Consider the following 14,221-nt stretch of genomic DNA (forward strand, 5'->3'; position numbering starts at 1 on the left):
GTAGGCGAGATGCCGATGGGCGCGCTGGTGTCGGTGCGGGAAGCCGCCGCCGCGCGGTGCGCGTGCCAGTACTCGTCGCCGGGGGCTGTAGGGTCTGGAACTCGTGGTGGAAAGTAGCGCCCGGCGGGACGTATACAAGTGGGGTTTCGTTACCGCACTCGGTGTGATCGCGGGATACGTCGCGGTCTTGTTGGCCAATGTTCGTCATTTCTATACCGACGACAGCGAGTCGCAGTACGGCCCGCTGTGGGTGATGCTCGGTCGCCAGCTGCGTGCGGGCCGGTTCCCGACGATGGTCCCCGAGCATTGGATGGCGGGCAACTACACCATCGAAGAGGCGGGTCTGCTGAATCCGCCGCAGCTGCTGATCGATCTGATCGCGCCCTCGGTGGACAACATCGCGCTCTACACCACGGTGATCAAGCTGATCTTCGCGATCGTGCTCGGGCTCGGTGTGTACCGAATCTGCCTGGAGTACGGTGCGAAACTGCCATGGGCGGCCGTCGCGGGCATCGCGATTCCCTTCACCGGGTGGCTGCTGTTCTTCGACGAGGCCAGCTGGTACACCGCCTTCACCGGCACTGCGTGGCTGGTGCACGCATGGGCTTCGGGTGTGCGCTACGCGCGTGGCCGCAGCGGGCCCGTACCGACTTTCGTCTTCCTGTACCTCGCGATCTCGGTGCAGTACATCTTCCCCGCGGTCGAGGCCGGTCTGATGATCGGCGCCGTTGCCGTCGGTGAGCTGGTCTACCAGCGCAAATGGCAGCCGTCGGCGCGGTTGCTCGCGGTGGCGGGTTGCGCGGCGGTGGCCGGGGTGGCCACCTACCTGCCCAGCGCGCTCTCGGCGAAGGTCACCTGGCGCGGAACCGCGCAGATCAATAACGACCAGTTCCTGACCGTGCCGTGGTCGGAGTCGCTCAACGCGAGCTTGCCGAGCACGCTGCCCGCCTATAGCTCCTGGTGGGGTTATGTGCAGCCGATGCCGGTCGTCTACATCGCCTGGTTCCTGATTCCAGCGCTCGCCTTCATCGATTGGCGCAAGGCGCGGGAGAACTGGCGCGAGTTCACCGCCATCGCGCTGGTCGCGATCATGGCGCTGATGTGGACCGCTGGCCCCGGCACCATCGGTCCGCTGCGCTGGCCCGCCAGGGTGCTGCCGATGCTCGCCCTCGGGCTATTGGTGCTGGTGTGCGTGCTGCTCGGGCGCTATGCCACCTTCGCGGACTGGCGCAGGCGCGGGATCGCGGCGGGGGTGCTGATCGGGCTGCTGTGGCTGCGGTCGTTCTCGGCGGCACCGGACGAGGTGGTGTGGCATGTGGTCGCGGCGCTCGGCATCACGGCGCTCGGGGCCGCAGCGGTGTGGCTCGGCCTGCGTCGCGGCACGGCCGCGGCCTGCGCGCTGATCATCGTCTCGGTGTCTCCGATCGCGTTCCTGCAGGTGCATGCGGCGCAGCCGACGCCGATGAGCTGGAACCTGCCGGAGAATCGTTCCGACATGAAGGCCGCCTTCCCCGATTTCGCGGGCACCACCCTGCAACTCGCGGACCGCGGCCTGATCCAGCCCGGCGAGCGGACCCTTCAGGGTGCCTACGGGTCACTGGTCTTCGGCAACTACTCCAAGGACCTGGAGCTGACCTATGTCAGCGGCTACACACCCAACGGTCACTTCTGGTTCGGCGAGATGCTCTGCATGCGGTGGGACACCAGCGTGTGTCCCGATGCCTACCGCAGGGCCTTCGCCACCGAGCCCTCCACCGGCAAGACCATCGTGGATCTGATGAAGGTCGACAGGGTGGTGTTGCAGAAGGCGCTCTACCCGGACGCAGGCAACCAGCCGGCTCCACCCGGCTGGAAGTGGGTCGACTACCCGGGACACGAGAAGTACATCGCGGTGCTCGAACGCGAGGACGGGCTGCTGTCCATCCAGAACGGTCGCGTCGCCGCGGTCACCGGCGGCACCGCCACCTCGATCTCGGAGTCGGATCAGACCAGCCGGGTGCGAGTGAGTTCGGGACAGGGCGGGCGAGTCGTCGTCGCGCGGCTGGGCTGGCCCGGCTACCGCGCGACATTGAACGGTCGCGACATCCCCATCGACGTGGTCGCGAAAACCTTTGTCAGCGTGGATATTCCGGCGGGCACCAAGAACGCGGAGCTGGAGCTGACCTGGCGTCCGCCCGGCTGGAAGCTCGGTGGTGGCGCGGTGCTGCTCGGATTGCTCGGGGCGGGCGCGCTGCAATGGATGTATCTGCGTGGCAGGCGTCGAGACGACGACGAGCCGGGCGGCGGCACGCCGCCGATCGCGGAAAGTCCGGCGCCGGAACCCGACTTGGCAGGCGCGATCCGGTGAGCACGGGGGAGCCGGGGGTCCACGCCGGGGCGACGGGAACCGAGGATCCCGGTCCACTGCTGCGTCTGGTGCACAGGCAGGAGCTCGCCTTCGCAGTGGTCGGCGGCTTCAATACCGCCCTGGGTATGGCGCTGACGGTGGCCTGGCTTTCGGTACTCGGTCCGAACGTGCCGCCCTCGGTCGCGGTGGTCGCCGCCTACGGCATCAGCATTGTGATCGCGTTCGTACTGCACCGCACACTGGTGTTCCGGGTGCGCGGCCACGTGATGCGCGACTTCCTGCGCTTCGTCGCGGTGAATTCCGGTGGGTTGCTGCTGAACATCGTGCTGTTGGAGCTGGCTGTCTCGGTGCTCGGTTGCCCCGCCAAGCCCTCGGCGGTTGTGGTGATGGGCCTGGTCGCCATCGTCAGTTTCTTCGGCCATCGCTACATTTCGTTCCGGCGTGAACCGGCGGTGCCGACGCCGTCGGCAGGTTCCGGTGTGGAGCAGATGTAGGCGGCGGGTAAGTTATCGATCATGCCGGAGGAAACCGCCTTGGACGCCACACTGTTGAGCCTGCTCGCCTGCCCGCAGGACAAGGGTCCGCTGCTGTTGGTCCGCGATGACAAGGGCGCCACCGCGCTCTACAACCCGCGCCTGCGCCGGGCCTACCCGATCGAGAACGGCATTCCGGTGCTGCTCATCGACGAGGCCCGCGATGTCGGCGACGACGAACACACCGCCTTCACCGGCCAGCAAGCCGACATCTGAGCGGCCGACCCGCGCAATTATGGTGCGGGGATATTGATTTCACCGGTCAGGTAATGCTGGATGGTGGGGCTGATGGCGGCGACAAGCTCGGCCGCTGGCATCGATGCCAGCGGCTCCACCTCGATGATCTTTCGCGCGACCAGCACACCGATCATCTGGGTGGCGATTAACGAGACTCGGGCCCGGCCGTCGTCCTCGGCCGTCGCGATGCGCAGTCGTACCCGTTCGAGCACGACATCCAGCACGAATGTTCTGGCCAGTGCCATATCGCCGCCCCCGAGAATGCTGCGCACGGCGGCGACCACCCCCGGACCCGCGGGGGAGTCCCAGATGGCGACCACATTGCCGAGGATGGTTTCGCCGAGCCGGTCCAGCGGCGCGGCGTCGATCTTGCGCAGCGTGGCCTCCGGATCGATCGGCAGATCGACCACCGCCGCGAACAACTGCTGTTTGGTGCCGAAGTAGTGATGCACCAGCGCCGGATCGACGCCGGCGCCGGAGGCGACGGCGCGGATCGAGGTCTTGTCGAAACCGCTTTCGGCGAAACGGGTTCGGGCGGCGGTCAGTATCGCTTCGCGGGCACCGGAATGGCCGGGTCTGCGCCCGGTGCGTGGCGCGCTTTCGCCATTGTCCGCGGTAGTACCGTTGCCTGCCTTCACACCATCGCCTTCTTTCGCCTCGCACCGGCTGCCACGTTATCGCGTGGCGTCACGGGGTTCGCCGCCGTAGGGTGGCCGCGCCGAGGCACAGGGCAACGATTGCGAACCCGGCGACGACCGCCAGATCTCGCCACATCGCTCCGGTCGGCTCGGGATAGGTCGAAACCTGTTGCAGCGCATCGACCGCGTAGCTCATCGGCATCACATTGCTGATCGCCTCCAGCCAACCCGGCAGTTCTCCGCGCGGAACGAGCAGGCCGCACAGGAAGATCTGCGGCGCGACCACCACCGGCATGAACTGCACCGCCTGGAATTCGGTGCGCGCGAAGGCACTCGCCAGCAGGCCGAGCGCGACCCCGCACACCGCGTCGACCATCGCGATCAGCACTACCCAGCCGGGGCTGCCCGCAGCGTTGAGCCCGAGCAGGCCGAAGGAGACCAGGCAGGCCACCGCGGCTTGCGCTGCCGCGGCCAACGAGAACGCCGAGCCGTACCCGGCAAGCAGATCGATCTTCGACAGCGGCGTGGTGAGCAGCCGCTCCAGGGTGCCCGAGGTGCGTTCGCGCTGCATGGCGATGGCGGTAATAAGGAACATCACGATGAACGGCAGGATGCCGAGCATGCTGATGCCGACGCGATCGAACAGCGACACCGGATTGAGCGGGTTCTTCGGTGTGTCCTTGTAGATGAAGTACAGCAGCGTCATCAGCAGGGCGGGTACCACGAGAATCATCGCTACGGTGCGGTGGTCGTTGCGCAGTTGGCGCAGGATGCGGGAGGTCGTCGCGACGTACGGACGCAAGCTGGGCGTCCGGCGCACGGAGGTGACGGTACTCATGCTGTCTGTCCCATCGTGATCAAGGAGAGGAAGGCCCGTTCGAGGTTCTGCTCGCCGGTATTCGCGCGCAGTTCATCCGGGCTGAGCTGTGCGAGCAGTTCGCCTTCGCGCATCAGCAGCAGCTGGTCGCAGTGTTCGGCCTCGTCCATCACATGGCTGGACACCAGCAGTGTCGTTCCCGCCGCGGCCAATTCGTGGAATTGCTTCCACAGATCCACGCGTAGTACGGGATCGAGGCCGACGGTCGGTTCATCCAGCACCAGCATGTCCGGCTGGGCGACAAGTGCGCAGGCCAGTGAGGCGCGCGTCATCTGACCGCCGGAGAGTTCGTCGCCGCGTTGGTGCGCCTGTTCGAGTAACCCGACCGCGGTGATCGCGGTATCGGTGGCGTCGCGGTCGCGGCCGTACAACGCGGCGAAGTACGCGACGTTCTCGTAGACGCTGATGTCGGAGTAGATGCTCGGCGCCTGGGTCACATATCCGATGCGGTGGCGGAGTTCTTTGTCCCCCGCGGGCAGCCCGAGCGCGAAGATCTCCCCCGATTCCACGATTTGGGTGCCGACGATGCTGCGCATCAGCGTGGTCTTGCCGCAGCCGGACGGCCCGAGCAGTCCGGTGATCGAACCGCGCGGAATCGTCAACGAGACGTCATGCAGAACTTCGCGTCCGCCACGGCGCACCGTCAGGGTTCTTACATCGACGGCGGGGGATGAGTGCGGATCCGTCATGGGACGCCTCAATTCATCGAGTGTTGAATTCATTATGTGATGAATTTAGCGCGGCGCGGATGTGTGGGCAAGAGTCGCCGGCAGAACCCGGCATGTCGCCACGTTTCTGCGTGTCGGCGGACTGTCCGACGAGCGAGGTAGGTGGACCTCAGTGCCCGTGATGTGACGGCGGCTTGCCCGCGGACTGTCCCGGCTCGAGCACGACGAACTGGCCCATCATTCCCTGGTCCTCATGCCAGAGCAGGTGGCAGTGATACATGTACGGCGTGTTCGGGTCGGCGGGGCCGGTGAAGCGCATGGCGAGCTCGACCGTGGCATCGGGTGGGAGGAACACCGTGTCCTTCGGTCCGGTCAATGCCGGAGGAGACGGCGCGCCGTTCATGGCGAGCACGCGGTACTGCACATCGTGGATGTGGAAGTTGTGCGGCATACCGTCGTTGTTGTGCACGATCCAGGTCTCGGCGGTGCCCCTCGTGACCGCCAGATCGATCCGGTCCATGGCCATCGGCTGCCCGTTGATTCCGCTCAGATTCAGCTCGAATCGGCGTTCGGCGACCGAATCGGATCCGTCCGGGGTGGACGGAGGTGCCAGCATCGCAGGCAATTCGGGCGAGGGACGCAGCGTTGCGGCGGCCCGCAGTTCGAGGACGTCGAAGGCGTCGTCGCCGCCCGCGAACCTGCCGTTCCAGAAGTCGAGTCCGGCGTCGAGCTTGGTGCTGCGCAGCACCGCCCGTTCGCCGGAACGGACCCGCACCACGATCTCGGCGCGCTCGCCAGGCGAGAGCTGTAGACGGTCCAACGCGGCAGGGTGTTCCACGAGGCCGCCATCGGTAGCGACGAGGGAGAACGAGCGGTCATCGGCGAAGCCGAAGGTGTAGACGCGTGCGGTGGACGCGTTGAGCAATCGGAGCCGGACCAACTCGTCGCCGACATCGCGGTACGGCGTCAAGGTGCCGTTGACCATCGTCTGATCACCGAGGAACCCCACATCACGGAAGATCGCGTGTCCCGAATCGAGCTCGGCGCCACGGAATTTCACGTCCTGCACGATCACCGGCAGGTCGTCGACGCCGTAATTCCTCGGCAGCGGAAGTGATTCGGAGATCTCGTCATCGAGCAGAAACAGCCCCGTCAGCCCGCGTCGCACATGCTGCTCGGTCGCACCGTGTGGATGCGGGTGGTACCAGAGCGTCGCGGCGGGCTGATCGATCGTCCACTGCGGCTCCCAGGTGTCGCTCGCCGCCACCATCTGGTGCGGTCCACCATCCATCGCCGCGGGCAGGTGCATGCCGTGCCAGTGCACGGTCGAGGCCTCTTGCAGCGAGTTGCGGACCCGAACTTCCACTCGCTCGCCGCGCCGGGCTCGCAACGTCGGACCGAGGTAGTCGCCGTTGAATCCCCAGGTCTGCGTTACCTGCCCGGCCCGGAATTCCTTGTGCCCCGAACGCATATCGAGGTCGAACACCCGGGTCCCGTCCGGCCGCAGCTCCGAGTGCGCCAGCGGCGGAATCGCGAGCTCATTGCTGAATTTCGTACTGCCGACGGTTGATACGGCCGCACTGACATATATCCACGTGACGCCACCACCCACCGCGAGCAGCAAAACCGTCGCGAACGCGACCACACCGATGAGTAACCGGCGCCACCTGCGCGGTCGAGATACCGAAGACATGCACTGACGGTAGGAAGCCGCACCACCCGGGCGCATCGGGAAGCTTCCCTATTTTTTCCCTGGTCCGCCCCTGACACGTGCGGCGATTCCCGCGGTGACGAAGCCCTCCCGTTTGTTGCGTCTATCATATTGTGTGGTTTTCAAAATAGTTGATATGGTTTCCATATGATACGACGTTCGGATGAATGGGCGTCACAAACACACCGAGCACCCGTAGTGAGGAACCCATCATGCGCATCATCGTTTTCGGAGCCAACGGTCCCACCGGTCGTCTGTTGACCGGCCAGGCACTCGCCGCGGGCCACGATGTCGTCGCCGTCACCCGACGGCCCGAGGAATTTCCGATCGAACACGAGCGGCTCACCGTCTTCGGCGGCGATGTCCTGCGCTCGGAGTCGGTCGACACAGCCGTCGCGGGCGCCGACGCCGTGCTTTCCGCTCTGGGTGTGCCCTACGGCAAGGAGCCGATCACCACCTACTCCATCGGTGTCGGCAACATGATCGCCGCCATGCGCCGGCATGGCGTGCGCCGCATCGGGGTCGTCTCGTCCAGCGCGGTCGACCCGAAGCCGTACTCGGACGCCGGGTTCCTCTTCAATCGAGTGCTACAGCCCTACATCGTGCGCGTCATGGGCAAGACGCTCTACGACGACATGCGGCGCATGGAAACGCTGTTGCGGGCAAGCGACCTCGACTGGACGATCGTTCGCCCCGGTGGGCTGTACGAACTGCCCGACGTCACGGACTACACGATGATGGAGGGGCATGTCGATGCCCGCTACACCGCGCGGGTCGATCTGGCGGCGAGCCTGCTGCGGCTGGTCGGCGACGACCGATTCGTGCGCATGATCGTCGGGGTCGTCTCGACGACCGACAATCCGAGCCTGCTGCAATTGATCCGGACCGAGGCGCTCGGTAAGAGCTGACGCCAGGTATGGGAATCTGCGGCCACGGCACGATCAGGGCTGTTCGGGGGAGTTTTCGAGGCCACTGTTCATGAGTGACTCAGGTCACAGGAGTGGGGTGTCACGTTCCGCGGCCGTTGTTTGTCCCATAGTCGTCACCAATCGAACGAACCCCGTACCGGTGACACCGACCATAGGAGCAACGCCATGAACACCGAACAGCGGATCGTCATCCTGGGCGCCGGCTACACCGGCATGCTGGCCGCGGTGCGGCTGGCGCGGCGGACTCGCAAACTCGACACCACGATCACCCTGGTCAACCCGTCCGCCCGCTTCACAGAGCGGCTGCGCATGCACCAGATCGCGGCGGGCCAGGAACTCGCCGAGCATCGGATCCCGGAGATCCTGGAGGGCTCGGGAGTCGAATTCGTCCACGGCTGGGTCACTTCCATCGACGCGGAGGCCAAGCAGGTCTGCGTCGACGACACCAGGACGCTGCACTACGACAAGCTGATCTACGCCCTCGGTAGCAGCACCGACACCAGCATCGTGCCCGGCGCCGCCGACCACGCCTGGACACTGAATGACCCGCGCACCGCGCACCGCTGCTCGGAGCAGCTCGCGGTCGTCGCGACCAACGGCGGCAATGTCGCGGTCTGCGGCGGCGGACTGACCGGCATCGAGGCGGCGGCCGAAATCGCCGAGAACCACCCCGGACTGAACGTCACGCTGATCAGCAGGACCGAGCCCGGCGCCATGATGGGGGAGAAGGCACGCGCCTACCTGAACGCGGCTCTCGACCGGCTCGGCGTCGCCCGCGCGATCGGCGGGACCGTCACCAAGGTGCTGCCGGACGCGGTCGAACTGGATGGCGGCGAATTGATTCCCGCGGACCTCACCCTGTGGACCACCGGCGTCCGAGTCTCCCCACTGGCCACCCAGGCAGGCATCGAGACCGACGCGCGCGGGCTGATCGTGGTGGATCCGACGCTGCGGTCGGTCTCGCACCCCGACATCCACGCCATCGGTGACGCCGCCGCGGTGCGGCAGGCCTGGGGGCAGGTCCACGGCACCTGCCAGTCGGGTCTGCCGACCGCCGCGTACACCGCCGACACCATCGCTCGGCAGCTGCGCGGCAAGAAGGTCGAGCCGTTCCGGTTCGGCTACTTCCACCAGCCGGTCAGCCTGGGCCGCAGGGACGCGGTCATCCAGTTCACCAAGGCCGACGACACCCCCGGGCGGTTCTACCTCACCGGTCCTACCGCGGTGAAGTACAAGGAGACCGTCAGCGGCAGCCCGGTGCCCGCCTTCAAGATGAGCAAGAAGGTCACAATGTCGGTTCAGCTGTCCAAGGGCGGCAAGGCAACCCGCCAGTGACTGGTGCGGCCCGGAAAACGGAAGGCGGAAGCGCAGATGGTCGACGCTGCCCCCACGCAGGATCCCTTCATCGAACACCGTCGGCTGCTGTTCGCCACCGCCTACCGGATGCTCGGCACCGTCACCGATGCGGAGGACATCCTCCAGGACACCTGGTTGAAGTGGAATGAAACCGATCAGTCGACGGTCCAGCATCCCAAGTCCTACCTGGTACGCACGGTTACCAATCTTTCGTTGAACCGGCTCACCTCCGCCAAGGTCACCCGCGAAACGTATATCGGCCCTTGGCTTCCCGAGCCACTGCTGACCTCGCCCAATATCGCGGAGGAGACCGAATTGGCCGACACCGTCTCCACCGCCATGTTGGTGGTGCTGGAAACACTGAACCCGGTCGAACGCGCGGTCTTCCTGCTCCGCGAGGTCTTCGGCTACTCGCATGCCGAAATCGCCGACACCCTCGACAAGCCCGAGGCCACCGTCCGGCAGATCGCGCACCGGGCCAAGGGACACGTCCAGTCCCGCCGACCGCGCTTCGACACCGACAAGTCCGAGCGCGCACACGTCACCGAGCAGTTCATGGCCGCCTGCTCCGGCGGTGATCTCAACGCGCTGATGGATCTGCTCGCCCCCGATGTGACCGCATGGTCAGACGGCGGCGGCGTGGTGACCGCGGCACGTCGCCCGCTCCACGGCCCCGACCACGTGGCCAGGTGGATCCTCGGCGTTCTCGCCAAACCGGTCTCGACCGGATTTGTACTGGAGTCCGCCGACATCAACGGCGAACTCGGCGCGCTCGCGCTCTTCGGCGGGAACCCCGGTGCGGCCTTCACCTACGACATCGTCGACGGCCGGATCCAGAACCTGCGCTTCCAGATCAACCCGGCCAAGCTCAAGGGCCTGTACATGGGAACCGACACGCTCGGCTGAAGCGCGAGCACTGAGCGGTCGGGAGGGCACCGTGCGGCAGGGAGGGCAGAAACCCGCCAGCCGTTCTAGGCTCTTGCCGTGACCAGCACGGACAGTACCGCGAACGCGGAAGGCGGACAGCTCAGGGCCTCCACCCTCGAGCTGTTCTTCGACCTCGTCTTCGTCTTCACCATGACCCAGTTGACCCATGCGTTCGTCCACCATCCCGGCTGGGAGGCGCTGGCACAGATCGCGCTGATGTTCGGGGTCATCTGGTGGATGTACAGCGGCTACGTCTGGCTCACCAACGAGGTCGCGCCCAACAGCAGCAACCGGCGCACCTGGCTGCTGCTCGGCATGTTCGGATTCTTCGTACTCGCCTTGGCCATCCCGGATGCGTTCCACGGCACCGGAATCGCCTTCGGCGTCGGCTATGTGCTGGTGAACACCGTGCACACGGCGATGTTCTACTTCAGCGGTGGCGCGGGCGCGCACATCGCGATTACCAGGATGGGGCCGCTGAACGCACTGTCGGCCGCACTGGTGCTAGCGGGCGGATTCGCCCACGATCGGCTCCAATATCTGTGCTGGATCCTGGCTTTCGTCGTGCAGGTACTCAGCCCATACCTGGTCGACCCAGGCGATTTCGTAGTCAGGGCCAGCCATTTCTGCGAACGGCACGGGCTGGTGATCATCGTCGCGATCGGCGAATCGGTCGTCTCCATAGGTGTCGGCCTCGCGGGGGAGCGGATCACGCTGGGACTGATCGGTAATGTCGCCCTCGGGCTGACGCTGACCTATGTGCTGTGGTGGGCCTACTTCGGCATCGATGACGAACGCGGCGAACACGCGCTGGCGGCGGTTCCCGGTAGGCAGAGCTCCAGGGTCGCAGTGCTCGCCTACGGCTATGCGCTGTATCTGCTGCTCCTGGGGATCATCGTGACCGCGGCAGGCATCAAGATGAGCATCGCCCACGGAAACGAGGCCGCCTCCCTGGCCGCCGCTTCGGCACTGTCCGGTGGTGTGGCGCTGTACTTCTTCGGACAGTTCTGTTTCCGGCTCGCATTGAAGCTGCCGCGACCGTGGACTCGATTGCTGGCGGCCTTTGCGGTGTGCGCCACCATCCCGATCGGCGTGGCATGGGTGGCGTGGGGACAGCTCGCCGCACTGGTGGGCATCGCCTACGCCGCAGTGATCATCGACGACCTGATCACGCTGCGCAGCGGCTATCGCAGCTCCTATCTCGAAGGAAACCACCTGCTTCGGGGAGGTGCGTCCGGCGGCCGGCGACGGTCCTGAACAATGGTGAGCCGTGCGTGCTGACGAACTCGCGGTCGAACCGCCCGCCGCTGCCCGCCGATTGCTCGGTGCCACCCTGTGGTCAGGGGAAGTCGGGGTTCGAATCGTCGAGGTGGAGGCCTACGGCGGAGATCCGACCGGTCCATGGCCGGATCCGGCGTCGCATTCGGGTCGCGGCCGAACCAAGCGCAATGCGGTGATGTTCGGGCCCGCAGGTGTGCTGTATGTGTATCTGAGCTACGGCATGCACACCTGCGTCAATGTGACGAGCGGTCCGGACGGGACGGCCGGCGCGGTGCTGATTCGATCGGGTGAGGTTGTGGCGGGGCTCGAGAAGGCGCGGGTGCGGCGCGTGACGGCACGGACCGACACGGACCTGGCCAAGGGGCCGGGCAATCTCGGAAGTGCACTCGGAATCACGTTGGGCGATTACGGAACCGCGCTGCTCGACCCGGCTTCGCCGATTCGGCTGGAATGGCATGGTGCGCCGAGCACGGCCGAGATCGCCAGCGGCCCACGCGTCGGCGTCAGCGTGGCGGCCGAACAACCATGGCGGTTCTGGCTCCCGTCCTCCGCCGCCGTCTCCGTGTATCGCCGTAGCCCGCGCGCACCGCGTATCGCGGCTGGTTCCTGAGGCCATTGGATCGGACCGCGCGGGTGTTCGTATGGATCGCACGCAACCGCCGCGAGAGCATCGACGCACTGCGGGCGACACTGACCCGCTGAACGCCACGGTCTCGTCCAACCGAATATCCGAAACCCGATCGGCGCAGGAGTCCGCGCCGATCGGTTTCGTTGGGTCGAGTGTTCGAAATCCACTCGACCTGCGTGGCGCGCTCCGGCGAGACTGATGCGAACGCGGGCCGTCGGGATCCGTGCGGAAAGATGGGACAGCGTGAGCGGCGACATCATCGATGAACTGACCTGGCGCGGACTGATCGCACAGTCCACCGACCTGGATGCCCTGCGCTCGGCGCTGGCCGCCGACCGCCTGACTCTTTATGCGGGCTTCGATCCCACCGGCCCGAGCCTGCACGCCGGACATCTGGTCCCGCTGCTCGCACTGCGCCGTTTCCAGCGGGCGGGCCATCGGCCGATTGTGTTGGCCGGTGGCGCCACCGGTCTCATCGGTGATCCGCGCGATGTCGGCGAACGCGCCATGAACTCCTCCGACACCGTCGCGAACTGGGCCGAGCGGATCCGTTCACAGCTGGAGCGTTTCGTCGATCTCGGCGACGGACCCTCCGGTGCGATCATCGCGAACAACATGGACTGGACCGCCAACCTGTCGACTGTCGACTTCCTACGCGACATCGGCAAGCACTTCTCGGTGAACGTCATGCTGGCCCGCGACACCATCAAGAGACGCCTCGACGGCGAAGGCATCTCCTACACCGAGTTCAGCTACATGCTCTTGCAGGCGAACGACTACCTGCAACTGCGCCGCAGCTACGGCTGCTCGTTGCAGGTGGGCGGCTCGGACCAGTGGGGCAACATCATCGCGGGCGTGGAACTGAACCGCAGGGTCGACAGTGCCTCGGTGCACGCACTGACAGTGCCCCTGGTGACCTCGGCCGACGGCAAGAAGTTCGGTAAGTCGACCGGCGGCGGCAGCCTGTGGCTCGACCCCGAGATGACCAGCCCCTACGCCTGGTACCAGTACTTCGTGAATACGGCCGACGCCGACGTCGTCCGCTACCTGCGCTGGTTCACCTTCCTGTCCAAGGAGGAGCTGGACGAGCTGGAGACGGCGACCACCGAACGTCCGCACGCACGGGAGGCGCAGCGCAAGCTGGCCGAGGAGATGACGACCCTGGTGCACGGGGAAGCCAATACCCGCGCGGTGCAGTTGGCGAGCCAGGCCCTGTTCGGTCGCGCGGATCTGCGTGAACTGGACGAGCCGACGCTTGCCTCGGCTCTGCGAGAAGCCGCCGTCGACGGCTCGGTCGCCGAGATAGTGGCGGGAGAGCCGAGCACGATCGTCGATCTCTTGGTGGCCTCTGGGCTCAGCGATAGCCGTGGCGCGGCACGGCGCGCGGTGAACGAAGGCGGCGCATCGGTGAACAACGAGCGTGTCTCGGACCTGGAATGGACTCCGTCGGACAGCGACTACCTGCACGGACGATGGCTGGTGGTGCGTCGGGGCAAGCGCAACTTCGCGGGTGTCATCCTGGCGGGCGCTTAAAGATCTTGGTGGCCTGAGTCACATGCGTGTAATTCGGGCCGGTTTCCCGGGTCGGTGCACCGGCTCTGACCTGGGGAAATGCCGCGTCGTCTTGGCGATTTGACGTAGCGTTTTCCGCCGCGTAACTTTATCCAAGTCAGAGCGACACGGACACCGACCCGGAGCCGAGAAGCACAGCGGAAACGCTGAGCGGAAGGCCTGGGAAACGAGGTAGTACGGGGAAGCGTTCGGCCACCAGTATCATCAATCGAACGAGCGGACTTGACTCCGACCGAGCGATTGGCTAGGCTGGAAAAGTTGCCTCAGCGACCCCCCGAGAGAATCTGGGGACGAACTGTGTGCGTGTGTTCTTTGAGAACTCAATAGTGTGTCGATGAATGTCAGTGCCAATTATTTAATTGGTTCCGGCCTTGCATACCCCCCGGTTGTAGGGTTGGACATTTAGTCAGCAAATCTTTTTGCTGGCGTTTTGTTTTGCTAGGTTTTCGGACTCTAGTTATTCTTCTGATTGCACCTTTCGGGGTGTGGTTGAGAGTCTTCAACGGAGAGTTTGATC

13 protein-coding genes are annotated in these 14,221 nt (G+C 65.6%); 9 read left to right on the top strand and 4 right to left on the bottom strand.

Annotated features, from left to right (window positions below):
- Nucleotides 1-103: 103 nt before the first annotated feature.
- The 3 genes from ACLMAJ_RS11905 to ACLMAJ_RS11915 are packed head-to-tail and all read left to right on the top strand — an operon-like array spanning nucleotide 104 to nucleotide 3,096.
- Nucleotides 104-2,347, top strand: a complete 2,244-nt coding sequence (locus ACLMAJ_RS11905; protein ID WP_412013655.1) for a hypothetical protein — start codon at nucleotides 104-106, stop codon at nucleotides 2,345-2,347.
- On the top strand, nucleotides 2,344-2,841 hold the full coding sequence (locus ACLMAJ_RS11910; RefSeq protein WP_412013656.1) for a GtrA family protein: 498 nt from the start codon (nucleotides 2,344-2,346) through the stop codon (nucleotides 2,839-2,841). The genes ACLMAJ_RS11905 and ACLMAJ_RS11910 overlap by 4 nt, the downstream gene beginning before the upstream one ends.
- 21 nt (nucleotides 2,842-2,862) lie before the next feature.
- Entirely contained in the window at nucleotides 2,863-3,096 is a 234-nt protein-coding gene (locus ACLMAJ_RS11915) for a Trm112 family protein (protein ID WP_412013657.1), read from the top strand.
- 17 nt (nucleotides 3,097-3,113) lie between these two features.
- On the opposite strand, the gene ACLMAJ_RS11920 is transcribed toward ACLMAJ_RS11915, so the two are convergent.
- From ACLMAJ_RS11920 to ACLMAJ_RS11935, 4 genes are all read right to left on the bottom strand, one after another.
- On the bottom strand, nucleotides 3,114-3,755 hold the full coding sequence (locus ACLMAJ_RS11920; RefSeq protein WP_412013658.1) for a TetR/AcrR family transcriptional regulator: 642 nt from the start codon (nucleotides 3,753-3,755) through the stop codon (nucleotides 3,114-3,116).
- A 49-nt stretch (nucleotides 3,756-3,804) separates the two neighbouring features.
- Nucleotides 3,805-4,593, bottom strand: a complete 789-nt coding sequence (locus ACLMAJ_RS11925; RefSeq protein ID WP_412013659.1) for an ABC transporter permease — start codon at nucleotides 4,591-4,593, stop codon at nucleotides 3,805-3,807.
- Entirely contained in the window at nucleotides 4,590-5,321 is a 732-nt protein-coding gene (locus tag ACLMAJ_RS11930; RefSeq protein ID WP_412013660.1) for an ABC transporter ATP-binding protein, read from the bottom strand. The genes ACLMAJ_RS11925 and ACLMAJ_RS11930 overlap by 4 nt, the downstream gene beginning before the upstream one ends.
- Before the next feature lie 148 nt (nucleotides 5,322-5,469).
- Nucleotides 5,470-6,993, bottom strand: a complete 1,524-nt coding sequence (locus ACLMAJ_RS11935; RefSeq protein ID WP_412013661.1) for a multicopper oxidase family protein — start codon at nucleotides 6,991-6,993, stop codon at nucleotides 5,470-5,472.
- A gap of 230 nt (nucleotides 6,994-7,223) precedes the next feature.
- Here ACLMAJ_RS11935 and ACLMAJ_RS11940 point away from each other — a divergent pair, with 230 nt between their 5' ends.
- From ACLMAJ_RS11940 to tyrS, 6 genes are all read left to right on the top strand, one after another.
- On the top strand, nucleotides 7,224-7,919 hold the full coding sequence (locus ACLMAJ_RS11940; protein ID WP_412013662.1) for an NAD(P)-dependent oxidoreductase: 696 nt from the start codon (nucleotides 7,224-7,226) through the stop codon (nucleotides 7,917-7,919).
- A gap of 186 nt (nucleotides 7,920-8,105) precedes the next feature.
- Nucleotides 8,106-9,275, top strand: coding sequence for an NAD(P)/FAD-dependent oxidoreductase (locus tag ACLMAJ_RS11945; RefSeq protein WP_412013663.1), 1,170 nt, complete (start codon nucleotides 8,106-8,108; stop codon nucleotides 9,273-9,275).
- Between the two features lie 36 nt (nucleotides 9,276-9,311).
- Nucleotides 9,312-10,202 (top strand): RNA polymerase sigma-70 factor, encoded by an 891-nt coding sequence (locus tag ACLMAJ_RS11950; RefSeq protein WP_412013664.1) that lies wholly within the window; start codon nucleotides 9,312-9,314, stop codon nucleotides 10,200-10,202.
- Between the two features lie 78 nt (nucleotides 10,203-10,280).
- The gene (locus tag ACLMAJ_RS11955; RefSeq protein WP_412013665.1) at nucleotides 10,281-11,480 is read left to right on the top strand and encodes a low temperature requirement protein A; all 1,200 of its coding nucleotides are present in this window, start codon (nucleotides 10,281-10,283) and stop codon (nucleotides 11,478-11,480) included.
- Nucleotides 11,481-11,493: 13 nt separating this feature from the next.
- A complete protein-coding gene (locus tag ACLMAJ_RS11960) occupies nucleotides 11,494-12,114 on the top strand; it encodes a DNA-3-methyladenine glycosylase (RefSeq protein ID WP_412013666.1) in 621 nt (206 codons plus the stop codon).
- Nucleotides 12,115-12,330: 216 nt separating this feature from the next.
- On the top strand, nucleotides 12,331-13,665 hold the full coding sequence (gene tyrS, locus ACLMAJ_RS11965) for a tyrosine--tRNA ligase (RefSeq protein WP_412013667.1): 1,335 nt from the start codon (nucleotides 12,331-12,333) through the stop codon (nucleotides 13,663-13,665).
- Nucleotides 13,666-14,221 lie beyond the last annotated feature (556 nt).

The organism is Nocardia arseniciresistens (assembly GCF_046764875.1).
Classification (GTDB): domain Bacteria; phylum Actinomycetota; class Actinomycetes; order Mycobacteriales; family Mycobacteriaceae; genus Nocardia; species Nocardia arseniciresistens.